Origin of the sequence: Streptomyces sp. NPDC001678 (genome assembly GCF_042892945.1) — a bacterium.
In the GTDB taxonomy this organism is placed as follows: domain Bacteria; phylum Actinomycetota; class Actinomycetes; order Streptomycetales; family Streptomycetaceae; genus Streptomyces.
Genome location: NZ_JBIAUP010000009.1, coordinates 143,647 through 158,703, shown reverse-complemented (window position 1 = coordinate 158,703; position 15,057 = coordinate 143,647). Strand labels below are relative to the sequence as shown.

14 protein-coding genes are annotated in these 15,057 nt (G+C 73.3%); 8 read left to right on the top strand and 6 right to left on the bottom strand.

Features of this window, described 5'->3' with window-relative positions; translation table 11 throughout:
- Positions 1 to 3 precede the first annotated feature (3 nt).
- The 3 genes from ACFYZR_RS20365 to ACFYZR_RS20355 all read right to left on the bottom strand — a co-directional run bounded on the left by ACFYZR_RS20365 (position 4) and on the right by ACFYZR_RS20355 (position 3,874).
- Positions 4 to 1,491 (bottom strand): CocE/NonD family hydrolase, encoded by a 1,488-nt coding sequence (locus tag ACFYZR_RS20365; RefSeq protein ID WP_391912141.1) that lies wholly within the window; start codon positions 1,489 to 1,491, stop codon positions 4 to 6.
- 212 nt (positions 1,492 to 1,703) lie between these two features.
- Positions 1,704 to 2,984: a cytochrome P450 gene (locus ACFYZR_RS20360; protein WP_391912139.1), complete on the bottom strand. Its 1,281-nt coding sequence runs from the start codon at positions 2,982 to 2,984 to the stop codon at positions 1,704 to 1,706.
- A gap of 125 nt (positions 2,985 to 3,109) precedes the next feature.
- Positions 3,110 to 3,874, bottom strand: coding sequence for a DUF72 domain-containing protein (locus ACFYZR_RS20355; protein ID WP_391912137.1), 765 nt, complete (start codon positions 3,872 to 3,874; stop codon positions 3,110 to 3,112).
- A gap of 45 nt (positions 3,875 to 3,919) precedes the next feature.
- Here ACFYZR_RS20355 and ACFYZR_RS20350 point away from each other — a divergent pair, with 45 nt between their 5' ends.
- The 4 genes from ACFYZR_RS20350 to ACFYZR_RS20335 all read left to right on the top strand — a co-directional run bounded on the left by ACFYZR_RS20350 (position 3,920) and on the right by ACFYZR_RS20335 (position 6,443).
- On the top strand, positions 3,920 to 4,333 hold the full coding sequence (locus tag ACFYZR_RS20350; RefSeq protein ID WP_391912135.1) for an HIT family protein: 414 nt from the start codon (positions 3,920 to 3,922) through the stop codon (positions 4,331 to 4,333).
- 123 nt (positions 4,334 to 4,456) lie between these two features.
- Entirely contained in the window at positions 4,457 to 5,806 is a 1,350-nt protein-coding gene (locus ACFYZR_RS20345) for a phosphoribosyltransferase (protein WP_391912133.1), read from the top strand.
- A 27-nt stretch (positions 5,807 to 5,833) separates the two neighbouring features.
- A complete protein-coding gene (locus ACFYZR_RS20340) occupies positions 5,834 to 6,103 on the top strand; it encodes a dsRBD fold-containing protein (protein WP_391912131.1) in 270 nt (89 codons plus the stop codon).
- A 52-nt stretch (positions 6,104 to 6,155) separates the two neighbouring features.
- On the top strand, positions 6,156 to 6,443 hold the full coding sequence (locus tag ACFYZR_RS20335) for a DUF1876 domain-containing protein (protein ID WP_391912129.1): 288 nt from the start codon (positions 6,156 to 6,158) through the stop codon (positions 6,441 to 6,443).
- Positions 6,444 to 6,470: 27 nt separating this feature from the next.
- Here the strand turns inward: ACFYZR_RS20335 and ACFYZR_RS20330 are convergent, their stop codons facing one another.
- Complete coding sequence (locus ACFYZR_RS20330) at positions 6,471 to 8,996, bottom strand: DUF6185 family protein (RefSeq protein WP_391912127.1); 2,526 nt, start codon at positions 8,994 to 8,996, stop codon at positions 6,471 to 6,473.
- Positions 8,997 to 9,075: 79 nt separating this feature from the next.
- Positions 9,076 to 9,462, bottom strand: coding sequence for a hypothetical protein (locus tag ACFYZR_RS20325; RefSeq protein WP_391912125.1), 387 nt, complete (start codon positions 9,460 to 9,462; stop codon positions 9,076 to 9,078).
- A gap of 218 nt (positions 9,463 to 9,680) precedes the next feature.
- Between ACFYZR_RS20325 and ACFYZR_RS20320 the strand changes: the two genes are divergently transcribed.
- From ACFYZR_RS20320 to ACFYZR_RS20310, 3 genes are all read left to right on the top strand, one after another.
- Positions 9,681 to 10,229: a hypothetical protein gene (locus ACFYZR_RS20320; protein ID WP_391912123.1), complete on the top strand. Its 549-nt coding sequence runs from the start codon at positions 9,681 to 9,683 to the stop codon at positions 10,227 to 10,229.
- A 224-nt stretch (positions 10,230 to 10,453) separates the two neighbouring features.
- Positions 10,454 to 12,085 (top strand): glutaminase A, encoded by a 1,632-nt coding sequence (gene glsA, locus ACFYZR_RS20315; protein ID WP_391912121.1) that lies wholly within the window; start codon positions 10,454 to 10,456, stop codon positions 12,083 to 12,085.
- A 130-nt stretch (positions 12,086 to 12,215) separates the two neighbouring features.
- Positions 12,216 to 12,554, top strand: a complete 339-nt coding sequence (locus tag ACFYZR_RS20310; protein WP_391912119.1) for a thioredoxin family protein — start codon at positions 12,216 to 12,218, stop codon at positions 12,552 to 12,554.
- A 48-nt stretch (positions 12,555 to 12,602) separates the two neighbouring features.
- Here ACFYZR_RS20310 and ACFYZR_RS20305 read toward each other — a convergent pair whose 3' ends face one another.
- A complete protein-coding gene (locus ACFYZR_RS20305) occupies positions 12,603 to 13,196 on the bottom strand; it encodes a hemerythrin domain-containing protein (protein WP_391912118.1) in 594 nt (197 codons plus the stop codon).
- A gap of 226 nt (positions 13,197 to 13,422) precedes the next feature.
- On the opposite strand from ACFYZR_RS20305, the gene ACFYZR_RS20300 reads away from it, so the two are divergent.
- Positions 13,423 to 15,057: a cytochrome bc complex cytochrome b subunit gene (locus tag ACFYZR_RS20300; RefSeq protein WP_391912377.1), complete on the top strand. Its 1,635-nt coding sequence runs from the start codon at positions 13,423 to 13,425 to the stop codon at positions 15,055 to 15,057.

Below are 15,057 nucleotides of genomic sequence, written 5' to 3'. Positions count from 1 at the left end.
CGGTCAGCGGACGGGCAGGGCCAGCCCGGTCCCGGCGGAGTGGAGGGTGAGGGTGGCCCCGGGCGGGTTGCGCGCCACGTACAGCGGGTCGGCGCCGGTGACGACGAGGGCGAGCCGGTGCCCGGCGGGCAGGTCGTAGACGGTGGCGAAGAGGTCGAAGGACGCGTCGAAGGGGGTCCCGGGGGCGCGGTGGGAGAAGGAGTACGGGGCGTGGGTGACGAGCGCGCCGGCGCCGGCGGGGTCCATGGGGTCCAGGTCGTAGAGGCTCGCGACGAGGGTTCCCTCCGCCGCCGAGGGGGTCACCCGGGTGCGCAGGGCGGGGATGCCCCGCAGGCGCCGGGGGCGGCGGCCGGGGGACGTCCACCAGACGGCGGCGGTGCCGCGGGCCGGAGGCAGGGCGCCGGCGTGCGCGGCGTCGATGTGCGCGGCGGGGGCCGCGCCGGTGGCGATCACGGGGTCGGAGCCCGTTCGCGGCTCCAGCCGGGGGACGTGGTTGCCGGAGGCGGTCGCCCACAGGTCGTCGTAGTGCTCCCCGGGGTGGCCGGGGGGCCGCCCCCGGGCCTCCAGGAAGACGGGCGGCTCGGTGCCGGCGCCGCCGGGCCGGCCCCGCAGGTGGCGGTCGAACCAGCGCTCCGCGCTCGCCTGCGGCGCTTGCGTGGCGTGGTCGTCCCGCCGGTACTCCAGGCGCTTGGCCGTGCGGAGGCGGCTGAAGTACCGCCCGTTCTGGTTGGGGGACTCGACGGCCTGGGACCAGGTGTGGGCCAGCAGGACGGCGGGGGCGTGGGCGTTGAGCCGGTCCAGGTGGGTCATCGGCGAACGGGCACGGGCGAAGGAGCGGAAGGCGGGCGTGGGTTCGGGGTGCTCCGCGTACTCCCGCAGGGCCCGGCGCACTTCCGGGCTCGGCCGGACCACCCCGGGCCGGGCCGCGGCCTGGAAGAGGGGGTGGGCGCGCCGCCTGGTGCCACCGCCGTAGAGCCCGTCGAGGAGGTCCACCCAGCCCCCGAGGGCGGCCACCGCGCGCACCCGCCGGTCGGCGGAGGCCGCCAGCAGACCGATGCCGGCTCCGTACGCCGTGCCGTACAGGCCCACCCGCCGTGCGTCGGCCGGGGTGCGGGCGAGCGCCCAGGAGATCACCGCGGAGGCGTCGGCGACGTCCTCCGGCCCGGCCATGCCGAACGCGCCGCCCGAGCCGGGCAGGCCGCGCGGCCGGTAGCCGACGACGACGTACCCGGCGGCGGCCAGGCGCCGGGCCGCCGGGCCCTGGGGGGCGGCGGGTTCCGGGAAGGAGGCCGGCATCACGACCAGCGGGTGCGGGCCGCGGCCAGCGGGCCCGTACACCTCCGCCCGGAGCCGTACGCCCGGCGCGACCTCGATCGTGGTGCCGTGCGGGCCGGTGGCGGCGGTCCGGACGGCTGCGGGCGCGGCCACGGCGGACGCCGTGACGAGGACGGCCGCCACCAGGGCGGCCAGGGCGGACCGGACGGCTCGCATGGGTCACCTGCCGACGGGCTCGATACGGGCACGGGTCACCGGAGCGCGTCGGTCCGGCGCCCCGTGGGAGCCCGCGACACGACGGGCATACTTACCGACCGCAGCGTCTCGGACACGGAGGGTGACCGGCAAGGCATCCCGGCGCCGGCCACCCGTCCTGATGAACAACGCCCGCCCGGGGATTGGGCGTTGGCGCTAAGGGGCAGGGGGCCTCAACGCCGGGCGGCGGAGGTGACGGGGGCGACGGCGGTGACGGGGAGTTCGCGCGGGCCGCGCACCAGGAGCCCAGGGCGGTACGGCAGCCGTTCCGGTTCGGTGGCCGGGGCCAGGGCGGGGAGCGCGCCGAAGAGGCGCGGCAGGGCGATCGCCGCCTCCATCCGGGCCAGGCGGGAGCCGAGGCAGAAGTGCGGTCCGTGGCCGAAGGCGAGGTGCGGGGCGGTCCGTTCCGCGCCACCGTCCGCCGCCGGGCCCGTGAGGTAGCGGGCGGGCCGGAAGGCGTCCGGGTCGGGAAAGCGCTCCGGGTCGCGGCCCGCCGCCGCGAGCACGACGAGGACGGACTCCTCCGCCGGTATCACCGCTCCCCCGCCGAGGTCGACGGGCTCCGTCGTACGCCGCCAGGTCGTGCCCTCCAGGGGGCTGGCATGACGCAGGGTCTCCTCGACGACGGCGGCCCAGCGCGCCTCGCCGCCCTCCCGGGCGGCGGCGAGCTCCCCGGGGTGGGTGAGCAGCAGCAGCGACGCGGAGGCCAGCAGGTTCATGGTCGTCTCGTAGCCCGCGAAGAGCAGCAGGAACGCCATGGCGAGCAGCTCGCCGTCGTCGAGGCCGCCCTCGCTCGCGTCGTGCACCAGCGCGCTGAAGAGGTCGTCGCCCGGGGAGCGGCGCTTGTGCGCGATCAACGCGGTGAAGTACGCGTGGAGCGCGGCCCACGCCTCGTCGGTCGCGCCCCGTTCCAGGGTGTCGGCGGGCGAGCCGACCCGGTAGGTCCACTCCCGCAAGGAAGCCCGGTCGGCCTCGGGCACACCCAGCACCTCGCCGATCACCAGCACGGGCAGCGGGAAGGCGAAGGAGTCCACCAGATCGGCGGTCCCCTCGCGCGCGAGCAGCCCGGACACCTCGGCGACCAGGCCGTCGGTCAGCCGCTCGATCCTCGGGCGCAGCGCGTCCACGCGGCGCGGGGTGAACGCGGCCGTGGTCAGCCGGCGCAGCCGGAGGTGGTCGGGGGCGTCGGAGTTGAGCATGTGGCGGGCGAGGCAGGCCCGGGCCCGCTGGGCCGGGGAGTCCGGCTTGGGGCGGCCCGCGCGGGGCGGCGGCACATTGGAGAAACGGGGGTCGGCGAGGACCTCCCGCGCCCGGTCGTAGCCGGTGACGAGCCAGGCGTGCGTGCCGTTGGCGAGGGCCACCCGCGCCACGGGTCCCCGGGCGCGCAGCCGCGCGTAGTACGGGTACGGGTCGTGTGCGAAGCCGGGGTCCGCTGGGTTCAGGGTTTCGGGCACCCGCTCATCCTCACCGATCACGGTGCGTTCCCGGCCCCGGTGCCTTTGTCAGCGCTGTGGGGGCCTGCCTGTGCGATTCCTACAAAGCGCTCGGGGGATCAAAGCACTCGGGGGGATCAAGGCGCTCAGGGGGACACGGCCGGGGTGCGGCTCACCGTGCGGCCCAGCCGGGCGGCGGCCCGGGCGAAGGCGGCCGCGTCGTGGACGGCGGCGCCGCCGGGGTCGTTGTTGAAGTAGCAGTACACATCCGACCGGCCGGGCCAGGTGTCGGCGATCCGCCCGGCCCAGCTCGCCAGCGCCTGCCGCCCGTAGCGGGGCCACGGCTCGGCCGCGCCGACGTGGAACCGGACGTACCCCCAGTCCGCCGTGCGCCACAGCGGGGTCACCGGCCGCGAGTCGTGGTCGGCCCAGCACAGCGCCGCGCCGTGTTCCTTGAGCACGGCGCGGACGTCGTCCGTCCACCAGCTGTCGTGCCGGGGCTCCACGGCCACACGGGTGCCCGCCGGGAAGCAGCCGAGGACGGTGTCCAGGGCGGCGGCGTCGCCCCGCAGCGTGGGCGGGAGCTGGAGCAGCACGGGCCCCAGCCGGTCCCCCAGCCCGGCGGCGTGCCGCATCAGCCGGTCCACGGGCTCCTCGGGGTCGCGCAGCCGCTTGATGTGGGTGAGGTAGCGGCTGGCCTTGACGGCCATGACGAACCCCTTGGGGAGACGGTCGCGCCAGTTCGCGAAGGTCTCCGGCGTGGGCAGCCGGTAGAAGGCGTTGTTGTTCTCGACGGTGGCGAAGTGCCCCGCGTACTCCTCCAGCCACAGGCGTTGCGGTACATCGGCGGGGTAGAGGTCGCCGCGCCAGTCCTTGTACTGCCATCCCGAGGTTCCGACGAGGAGGGGCATGGCTGATCCCTGCCCCGGGGCGGCGCGCGTAGTTCACTTGTCGGCGTGGAATGCCTCTTCTGCGCGATCGCGGCCGGCGAGGCCGACGGGCACCGGGTCCTCGCGGACGGGACGGCGGTGGCGTTCCTCGACGCGCGTCCGCTCTTCCCCGGCCATGTGCTCGTCGTGCCCCGGCGGCACGCCGGGACGCTCACCGATCTGCTGCCGGAGGAGATCGGCCCGTTCTTCACCCGGGTCCAGCGGATCGCGGGCGCGGTGGAGCGCGCCATGGGCGCGGCCGGGTCGTTCGTGGCGGCGAACAACCGGGTCAGCCAGTCCGTGCCGCACTTCCATGTGCATGTGGTGCCGCGCAATCGCAAGGACGGTCTGCGCGGCTTCTTCTGGCCGCGCGGGCGCTACGCGTCGGAAGGCGAGGCGGCGGAGGTGGCGGCCCGGATCCGGGCGGCCCTGGAGGACTAGACCAGGGCGGCGCCACATGGACTATCACCCCTGATCCGGTCATATTGGGATTACGGCATGACGGCCGCTCCCGGGCCGTCCTGGGCCTCCCGGTCCCGGACGCCGGGGGCCAGAGGTGTACCCATGCGATTCGACGACCGAGTGGACGCGGGCCGGCGCCTGGCCGCCCGGCTGGAGGACCTCCGCGACGCCGGCCCGGTGGTGCTGGGCCTGCCGCGCGGCGGGGTCCCGGTCGCCTTCGAGGTCGCCCACGCGCTCGGCGCCCCGCTGGATGTGATCCTCGTGCGGAAGCTCGGCGTCCCCTACCACCGGGAGCTGGGGTTCGGCGCGATCGGCGAGGGCGGGATACGCGTCATCTCCGAGGACATCATGCGGATGAGCCGGGTCGACGAGGACGACCTCGCCGAGGTGCAGCGCGCCGAGGAGGCGGAGCTGGCCCGGCAGGCGGAGCGCTTCCGGGGCGGGCGGCCGCGGATCCCGCTGACGGGCCGGACCGTGATCGTGGTCGACGACGGCATCGCCACCGGCGCCTCCGCGTCGGCTGCCTGCCGGGTGGCCAGGGCCGAGGGGGCGGCCAGGGTCGTGCTCGCCGTGCCCGTCGCGCCCCCGGACGCGGCCGAGCGGATCGGCCCCGAGGTGGACGAGCTGATCTGTCTGAGCACGCCGCCCCTCTTCTCCGCCGTGGGCGAGTGGTACCGCGACTTCTCCCAGACCGCCGACGAGGAGGTCGTCGACCTGCTGCACAGGAACGCCCGGGAGACCGGTGCCGGGGACTGCCCGAGGCCGGACCCGGCCGCGCCTTCCGGCCCCGTCGAAGTGCCGGTGGAGGGCGGCCGCGTCCGTCTGCCCGGTGATCTGGACGTGCCCGCCGGAGCCCCCGGCGTCGTCGTCTTCGCCCACGGCAGCGGCAGCAGCCGCTTCAGCCCCCGCAACCGCGCGGTGGCCGCGGCGCTGGGCGAGGCGGGGCTGGGCACCCTCCTGTTCGACCTCCTCACCCCGCAGGAGGAGGCCGACCGGGCGAACGTCTTCGCCGTCGGGCCGCTGGCCGGGCGGCTGACCGAGGTGACCCACTGGCTGCGGCGCCGGACGGCCCTGCCCGTCTGCTACTTCGGCGCGAGCACGGGCGCGGCCGCCGCCCTGCTGGCCGCCGCCGACGCGGCGGAGGAGCACGCGCGGGGCGAGGGCGCGGACATCGCCGCCGTGGTGTCCCGGGGCGGCCGCCCCGACCTGGCCGGGAGCGACCGGCTGGCCGAGGTCACCGCGCCGACGCTGCTCATCGTCGGCGGCCGGGACGAGACGGTCCTCGACCTCAACCGGCAGGCGGCGGCCGCGCTCCGCTGCGAGAACCGCCTGGCCGTCGTGCCGGGCGCCACCCATCTCTTCGAGGAGCCCGGGACCCTGGACGCCGTGGCGGACCTCGCCCGCGAGTGGTTCACCGGGCATCTGGCGGCACCGCCCGCCCCGGCGGGCTGAATCTTCGTCAAACGGCAGGTGAGCACCATGGAGAAGATCGTCGACTGCGCCATCGACATGCAGTTCCGGGAGATCGACGCCACCACCCAGGCGGATGTCCGGCTCCGGCTGCACGACGGCTCCGGGCTGAGCGCCCAGGGCGTCGCCAACCGCAATCCGGACGACCGCCGCCAGCAGCGCGTCGGCGAGGAGGTCGCGGCCGCCCGTGCCCTCAACAACCTCGCCGAGCAGTTGCTGAGCAAGGCCAGTGACGACATCAGGGAGGTCATGCACGAGGACGCGCAGCTGACGCGCTGAGCGCCACGGGCGTCTTCCGGACGCCGGCGGGACCCTAGACCGAGGAGCGACCATGCCGCACACAGCCGACTGGGAGGTCCGCCTCCATCTCTTCGAGGACGACGGAAGGACGACGGCGCGAGCGGTCCTGGAGACGGGCACGTCCTCCCTGACCGGCACGGGCACCGCCCAGTGCGCCCCCGGCGACCGGGACGTGCCGGAGATCGGCGACGAGTTCGCCGCGGCCCGCGCCCTTCGCGACCTCGGCGGCAAGCTCCTGCGGACGGCGGAGCGGGACGTGGAGGCCAGGGGCGCCGCTCCCTCCCCCAGGGAGTCGACGCCCTACGGCTGGACCATGTGAGGGGGCTGTTATTTGAAGAGGGGGCTGTTATTTGAAGGGGCCCCCGCCCTCGACGAAGAACTTGAGGATGGTCAGCACCGCGACCACCTGCATCAGGATGTAGGCGACCTGCGCGGAGAAGCCGCGGATCTGGTAGATGGACAGCAACAGCCCCACGCGGTTGGGCCAGAAGCGCCGTTCGGAACGGAAGGTGTCGGCGTCCATGGCCAGGCTGGTGAGGGTGAGCACGAGGAGCATGAGGGAGACGGCGACGGCGACGTTGCCGAAGTCCTGGTCGGTGATCAGATTGCCGAGGACGCCCAGGCCGATGAGCAGGGTGTAGGCGAGGGCCAGGCTCAAGGCCCGGGCGGGACCCCGGCGGCCCGGCAGCAGACGCCAGAGCGCCCCGAGGACGAGCCCCGCGCCGGCCCACACGAGCTCCCAGTAGACGAATCTCCAGACCACGTCGGGAGCGCCGAAGAAGTACATCCCCCAGCGCATCCACTGGTCCTGGGGTCCATAGAACAGCCCAACGAGGAGGACACTGCCGGGGAGGCCGAAGGCGGCCGCCAGGACGGCGGAATGGCGGGCGTTGTCCCACCACTTGGCGTGCGGCCCCCAGCTCAGGGCGACGTCGACGACGGTGACGTGGGACGGCAGCAGGAACCGTGCAACACCGCTGCCGGTGTCGTTGATCCTCGGCCGCCATCGGTGGAGTCCGCTCAGCTCCTTCTCGAGCGCGTGCCGGTGCAGGACCGCGTCGGCTCCTCCCTGGTCCCCGGCGCGCAGGGCGGCGGTCAGTTCACGGAACCGGCGGGCGCGGGCGATGAGGTGGCTGCGTTCGGCCTCGGTGATGGTCTCGCACAGTTGCGGAGAGCCGTCGCCGCATCCCTCGAAGTGCTGGGCGAGCACCGAGCGCCGTCGGCCGACGGCGAGCAGTCCGTAGAGCGCGGCGATCCCGAGCACGAACCAGAGGGGGGTGAAGGCCTGGATCCCGGCGTAGGAGCCCTGGCGCCAGACGACCACGATGGCGAAGAACACCGCGAGCAGAAGACAGTCGAGAGGGCCGGGGCTGGCGTAGGGCACGGTGGGGGCGAGGTCCCTGGCCCGGAGCAGGGCGACGATCGCGAGACCGGACAGGACCCAGACGTGGGTGTAGTACCAGAGCGGGACCTGAGCCGCGTAGCGGACCGCGTCATGCACGAGTTCGAAGACATGGGCCGAGTGGTAGCCGCTGGCTTTGCGGTCCATCAGCCAAGTGGCCCGCTGCCACTTGTGCTCGTCGAACCAGGCCGCCCATGTGACGAACAAGGCGACGACCACGACGAGTACGGGGCCGAGCCGGCGCAGCCGCCAGGGGGCCGCCTCCAGGCGGAGCAGCCCGCCTTTGTGGGCGAGCGTCCAGCCCCACAGCACGAAGCCCGCCAGCCACAGCAACTGCACGGACGCCGCCAGCGCCACCAGCACGGCAAAGCCGGCGGATTTGGTCCGGCCATCGACATCGTACAGTTGCATGGGGAGCCCGAACCGGGACGGTGCCATGGCCACCAGTCCCGCTGCCGCCGCGATGACCGACGAGGCCACCAGGAAGGACCTCCTCGGCCGGGCCGTGACAACGAGCAGCCAGCCGGCCAGGAGGCCGATGAACACACTGTCGCCCGTCCAGCTGGGGCGCTCGGGGCCGGGCACCTTGACGATGCCGAGGATCGCCTTGAACAGCAGCAGGACCATGACGCCCAGGACAGCCTTGAGCACGCCCCATTGCCACAAGGCGGTGCCGCTGTTCCGTTCCAGGGCGGTGAGCTCCGGCCCGGCGGGCTGACGACGGGCGCGCAGGGCCGCCAGGATGATAACGACCGACGTGCCCAACCACCAGGCGGTCACACCGGCGGCGTTGGTGACCAGCAACGTCGCGGCGTCATCGCTGCCCGCCCAGCCCCGCTGCCAGGGCGGCTTCATCCGGACCGTCACCATCGGGCGCGACCCGGCGGACGCGCCGAGCCCGGTCCACACCATGCTCCCATTGCTCGCGTTCGACGGCATGGGAGCGACCTTTTTGGCGCCGAGCCCGCCCAGGTCGATCTCTACGCGATCCCAGTGGGCGCCCTGGAGCGCCGGTGGGGCGATGAGCTCCAGGTCCCATTTCTTGCTGTGGACGCCCACCCCCCACGGCCCGACGCGAAAGTCCCCACCTTGGCTGAACAAGAAGAGCGTTTTGTAGCTGACCTTGACCCAGGACGCCCCGGCCGTGACCTGCGGGCTGTGCGTGCGCCACTCCTGGGAGCGATTCATGGTCTTCGGATCCCGAAGGAGACAGCGCATCGCACGCCGGTAGTGGTCGGAATCCTCGCTCAGCAACAGGTGGTCGGCGTACTTCCAGCCCGCCGGCACCTGTACCGTCATCGTCCCCTTGGCCTCGGCGACGGAGCGGGCGTGGTTCTCCATCTGCAGCTTGACCTGCGCGTGGGCGTCGGCCAGCTGTGCCGTATGACAGTCGTCGGCCCGCGGGGCCCCGGCCGCGTGTGCCCGTGCGGGCCACCCGCCCACCCAGCAGACGAGGCAGGCGAGCAGCACCACGGCACAGCGTCGCCACGGGCCCCCCGTCACGACGCCATGCGCCGCTCTCCGGGGCCCTGCGGCGCCTGGCGCGTTCTCACGACAGCGTGTTCCTTTCGGCTGGACAGCCGCTGACCGGAGTGCACTGCAGAATCACCTGGCACACCTGCCCCTCGGCCTCTTCGCCGTCACCGCCCGTCTTGACGAACCGCCACTGGGAGGGCCGGGTGTGGCCGGTCGTCGCGGCCTTCTCGACCTGGATGCGCAGCGTGCGCGCCGCGATGTCGTGGGTCTCGACCAGGACCTCGTCGGCGGAGACGGGGAAGTGGTCGTGCAGCAGGCACAGGCCGAAGCGGTCGAGGTTCCCGTGTTTCTCCAGTACGGCCACCAGGTCGCGTACGAACTGGCTGTCCTCGGGCCCCAGGCCCTCGGCCTCCTCGAAGGAGGGCAGCGTCCGGTCAGGAGAGATCGTCCGGTTTCCCATGGCTCACTCCTCGGTGACGTATTCAGACGTATTCAGCAGACGGACAAAAGCGTAGGCATATGCATCACTCACTGCAATTCGGACGCGCCAGTGGGTCGCCGGCCGTTTCGCGACACCGGCCGAACAGGGGGCCGGTGCCGTTGCCCGGTTTCCGCCCGTTTCCCCCGGCGAAGTATCGAAAGGGGGCGCTGAGAAGGGGCTCCGGGGAGGGGACGGCCATGACCGTGATCGTCGGGCTCGCGCACAACGGGCGGGTGCATCTGGGTGGGGACTCGGCCGGCGTCGCCGGTCTCAGAATCACCGTGCGCCGGGATCCCAAGGTCTTCCGCAACGGCCCCTACGCCATGGGCTTCACCACCAGCTTCCGCATGGGACAGCTGCTGCACCACGCGTTCAGGGCGCCCAAGCCCAAGGGCGATCTGGACCGGTTCATGACCACCGTCTTCGTCGACAAGCTGCGCGCCTGCCTCAAGGACGGCGGCTGGGCACGCAAGGACTCCGAGCAGGAGCAGGCGGGGACGTTCCTCGTCGGCATATACGGCCGCCTGTTCACCGTCTACGACGACTACCAGATCGCCGAACCCGCCGACGGCTACGCGGCCGTGGGCTGCGGCGGCGAGTTCGCGCTCGGCGCGCTGCACGCCACCGCGGATCTCGGCCTCAAGCCCCGGGCGCGCCTGGGCCTGGCGCTGACGGCCGCCGGCTACCACAGCGCCGGGGTCTCCGCGCCGTTCAGCTATGTCACCGCGCGACGGCGCCCCTCCTGACCGCGGGCATGGGCCGCCGGCCCGGGGCCGCCGACCGGAAAGGCCGTTCGGGAAGACTGTTCGAGCGATGCGCCGAGGACACCCGGCGCACGGGGAAGGAGTACGCACCGGTGTTCGCAACCGCACCACTGCCCGGACGCCCGGAGCACGATCCGGCTGGTTTTCGCCGTCGACGGCCGGGAATCGTCGGTGCGGTGGAGTTGCCCGGGGCCGGAGGGGGTTCTATGCCTGCTGCGAAGAGCGGGAAGCGCGCACCGGCCCTCTCCCGGCCGCCCGGGGCCGCCGGCCGGACCGGGACGGCGGACGCCGACGTCCTGGGCTGTCTGGCCCAGGACCCGTCCGGCAGCCTCTCCCCCGACCGGCTGCTGAGCATGCTGCACGAGGCGGGCATCCTGCGCGACGACCCCAGGATCGCCGAGACCGTCGCCCATCTGAACCGTGTCCGCCCCGAGTCACCGGCGACCGGGCCGCTCCTGCTGACCGCGGAGGAGTTCGGCGCCGCCACACAGCACAACCGGGGCATCATCGAACGGGCCGCCTGCGGGGAACTCGTGGTCCCCGACTTCCCGGCGCTGGTCTCCGACCTCCGGCGCATCTACGAGGAGGTCCGCGCCGACCGGAGCGGCAGCGTCGCCGCGTACATCCCGCAGCTCGCGCGGGTGGCCCCGGACCAGTTCGCGATCTCGGTGTGCACGGTGGACGGGCAGCGATTCTCCATCGGCGACGCGGGCGTGAACTTCTGCCTTCAGTCGGTCTCCAAGACCGTCGGCTACTGCCTCACCCTGGAGGAGCACGGGCCCGACACCGTCCACCGCCACGTGGGGAGGGAGCCCAGCGGCCAGGGTTTCAACGAGCTGACGTTCAACAAGGCGGGGCTGCCGCACAACCCGATGATAAACGCCGGTGCCATCATGAGCTGCGCGCTCATCCAGCGCGGCCTGGACGCCGCGGACCGCTTCGACTTCGTCGCCGAGACCTGGAAGCGCCTCGCCGGCGGACGGAGCGTGGGATTCAACAACTCCGTCTACCTGTCCGAGCGCAGCACGGCGGACCGCAACTTCGCCCTCGGCTACTCGATGCGCGAACGCGGCGCCTTCCCGCCCGGCACCGATCTGCTGGCCACCCTGGAGTTCTACATCCAGTGCTGTTCCATCGAGGTCGACGCGCAGCGACTGGCGATCGCGGCGGCCTCCCTGGCCAACGCCGGGGTCTGCCCGCTGACGGAGGACCCGGTGTTCTCCGCGCAAACGGTGCGCCACTGCCTGTCGTTGATGTCCTCCTGCGGGATGTACGACTTCTCGGGCGAGTTCGCCTTCACCATCGGCCTGCCGGCCAAGAGCGGCGTCTCGGGCGCGCTGATGCTGGTCGTCCCCCAGCTGATGGGGATCGCCATCTGGTCGCCCCGGCTGGACGGCCACGGGAATTCGGTCCGGGGGATCGAGGTCTGCCGGCGCCTGGTCGACCGCTACAACGTCCACACCTACGACCTGCTCACGGGCAGCGGCCCCGAGACCGGCAAACGGGACCCCCGCCTCAAGCGCCACCAGAGCGTCACCGAGGGCATCGTGGGCCTGTGCTTCGCCGCCAGCAGGGGCGACGTCAACGAGATACGCCGCCTGGCCGCCTGCAACGTCCCCCTCGGCGCCGCCGACTACGACGGGCGCACCGCCCTGCACCTGGCCGCGGCCGAAGGGCACCGGGACACCGTGGAATACCTCCTGTCCAAAGGGGTCGACCCCCGGCCGGTGGACCGCTGGGGCGGGACGCCCCTGGACGACGCCGAGCGGTCGGGGCACCGGGAGCTGGCCCGGCTGCTGGCGGAGGCCCCGGAACCGCCGGCCGCCGCCACGGAGTGACCGCGCCGCCCGGCGTGCGGGGCGGCCGACGTGCGGGGCGGCCGGACTCGTGGAACGGTTCTGCGTGGTGATGCCGCGTGGTGCCGCGGCCACCGGGGAAAGCCGATCCGTCGCGAGGGGATGCGAGAGCATGTCGGTCACGTCGTTGACGAGCCTGGACGAGTTCGAGAGGGCCATCGCCCTGGAGCGGCCCGTGGTCGTGTGCTTCTGCGCCACCTGGGCCAATCTCTGCCGGACGATCGTCCCGGTCTTCGAGAAGTTCTCCGAGCTCCCCGAATTCACTCGCACGGTGGGCTTCTACAGCGTCGACGTGGACGAGGCGTACGACGTCGTGCAGAAGGCGGGCGTCGGCCCCGTGCCCACCTTCATCGCCTTCCGCGGCGGCAGCAGGCTCGCCGAGGTCGTGGCGCCGGCCCCGGAGGTGCTGCGGGAGCTGATCGGCGGCGCCGGCGCCGCCGGGCCCGCCTGAGCGACGCGCGGGAGCCACCCGGTCGCGCGGCGGCGGCCGCCGGACGGTTCACCCGGAGGCTCGCCGCCCCCGGCCCCGCCCCCGCCCGGTGAGGAGGTCCCGGACCCGGTCGAGCAGCCCCGTACCGGGCACCGGCGGCCTGGCGGCCGGCTCGGTTCGCGGGGCGGGTGACTGCCGGGGCCGGGTCGGGGCCGCGGCCCTGCCGGCGCGGACCTTCCCGCCCAGCTCGCGCAGCAGCTCGGCCGGGCAGACGGCCTGCGTCCGGGGGAAGAGCCGCTGTTCCTGCTCCAGCGCATGCGCGGTCACCCGGTCCACGAGCACGAGGAGGAGGCGGTCGAACTCCTTCTCGGCGGGCTCCCGTCGCTCCAGTTCCTCCAGGACCCGCTCGATGCCGGCGTGGTCGGCGAGCCCCCGCCGCTCCCACTCCGCTCCCCCGGGCAGACGCTCGCGGACGACGGGGTACAGGTGCTCCTTCTCCAGGGCCCCGTGGCGCACCAGCTCGACGGTGGCCCGCTCGGTCAGCTCCTTCCGCTCCGCGCTGCCCGGAGCGGCGGCGCGGACGCGCTCGAAGAGACGCTGCGCCTTCAGGTGGTCGGCGGTGAGTTCGCCGATGAGGTCCGCGTCCGAGGGGTCCCTGGGCACCGTGCTCCTTCCGGCGGGCGGTGGATGTCCCGTGCGTGTGCGTGACCTCTTCCCCTCGCCGCCCGGAACCGCGCGCCCGTTGGGCCGATCGGCAGTACCTCGGCAGCACCCGTTGGAAGGAACGCCCGGCCCGTCGGGCCGGGGCTCTCCGGCGCGCGGCACGGGCCGTGCCGTGATCTATCTGTCGAGAGTGGGACCGGTCCCGAGGGAGCGTGGTGGACGCATGCTGCTGCTGCGGAAGCGGAGGGCGATGCGGGGGGCCCGGGCGCGGCAGGCCGCCTTCGCCGGGTACGTCGGGCTCGACCGCCGTGCCCCGGTCTCCGAGGTGGTCAGGCTGCTGTTCCGGAAGGCGTTCCCGGACCACTGGTCGTTCCTGCTGGGCGAGATCGCGCTCTACAGCCTCCTGGTGCTGCTCCTCACCGGCACCTATCTGACGCTGTTCTTCGACCCGGACATGAACGAGCAGGTCTACCAGGGCTCGTACGGGCCGCTCAGCGGGCTCCTCACCACCAGCGCCTACGCCTCGACGCTCTACATCAGCTTCGACGTGCGCGGCGGGCTGCTGATCCGGCAGACGCACCACTGGGCGGCCCTGGTCTTCGTCGCGGCCCTGGGGGTGCACATGCTGCGTGTCTTCTTCACGGGCGCGTTCCGCCGGCCGCGTGAGCTCAACTGGACGATCGGCGTGACGCTCTTCGTGCTCGCGCTGCTGGAGGGCTTCTGCGGCTACTCGCTGCCGGACGACCTGCTGTCGGGCACGGGGCTGCGGACGGCCAATACGATCGTGATGTCGATCCCGGTGGTCGGCACGTATCTGAGCTACTTCGTGTGGGGCGGGCCGTTCCCGGGGCACGTGGTGATGCGCCGCCTGTACATCGCGCACGTGCTGTTCGTGCCGGGCCTGCTGATCGCGTTGGTCGGGGCGCACCTGCTGCTGATCGTGTATCTGAAGCACACCCACTGGGCGGCGCGGGGGCGGACGAACCGCAACGCGGTCGGCATGCCGATGTTCCCGCAGTTCGCCACGAGGTCGGCGGGGCTGAGCATGGCGGTCTTCGGTGTGCTCGTGCTGCTCGGCGGCGTCGCCCAGGTCAATCCGGTCTGGCTGTACGGGCCCTACCGGGCCGACCAGGTGTCGACGGGCGCCCAGCCCGACTGGTACGTGGGGTTCCTGGAGGGCGCCCTGCGGCTCATGCCGCCGTGGGAGAACGTGGTGGCCGGCCACACGCTGATGTGGAACGTCCTCCTGCCCGCGGTGGTGCTGCCCGGTGTGCTCTTCCTGACGCTCTACCTCTACCCCTTCTTCGAGAGGTGGGTCACCGGGGACCTCGTGGAGCACCACCTGTGCGACCGTCCCCGGGACCGGCCCGTGCGCACCGCGCTGGGCGTGGCGGCCGTGGTGTTCTACGCGGTGCTGCTTGCGGCCGCCGGCAACGATGTGACGGCGATGGTCTTCCGGGTCTCGCTGGAGACGCTGACCTGGATCTACCGTGTGGCGGTGGTCGCCGGGCCGCTGCTCGCCTTCCTCGTCACCAAGCGGGTCTGCCTGGCGCTCCAGGCCCACGACCGCCGGCTGCTGCGGGAGGGCGAGGAGACGGGGGCGGTCAGCCAGTCGCCGGAGGGCCGGATGCGCGAGGGTACGCGGCCGTTGGCGGCCGCGTACCGCTACCGGTTGCTGGTGCGCGACGTCCCGGCCCCGCTGCCCCGCCCGGCGGCGGGGTCGCCGCGCCGGTACCGGCTGCGGGCGGCGTTGAGCTCCTGGTACTACCGGGACCGGGTGGAGATGCCCGCCACCACCGAGCAGCGGCTTCAGGTGTCGGGCCGGACGATGGGGCCGCTCGCCCGGGTGGACGAGGAATGA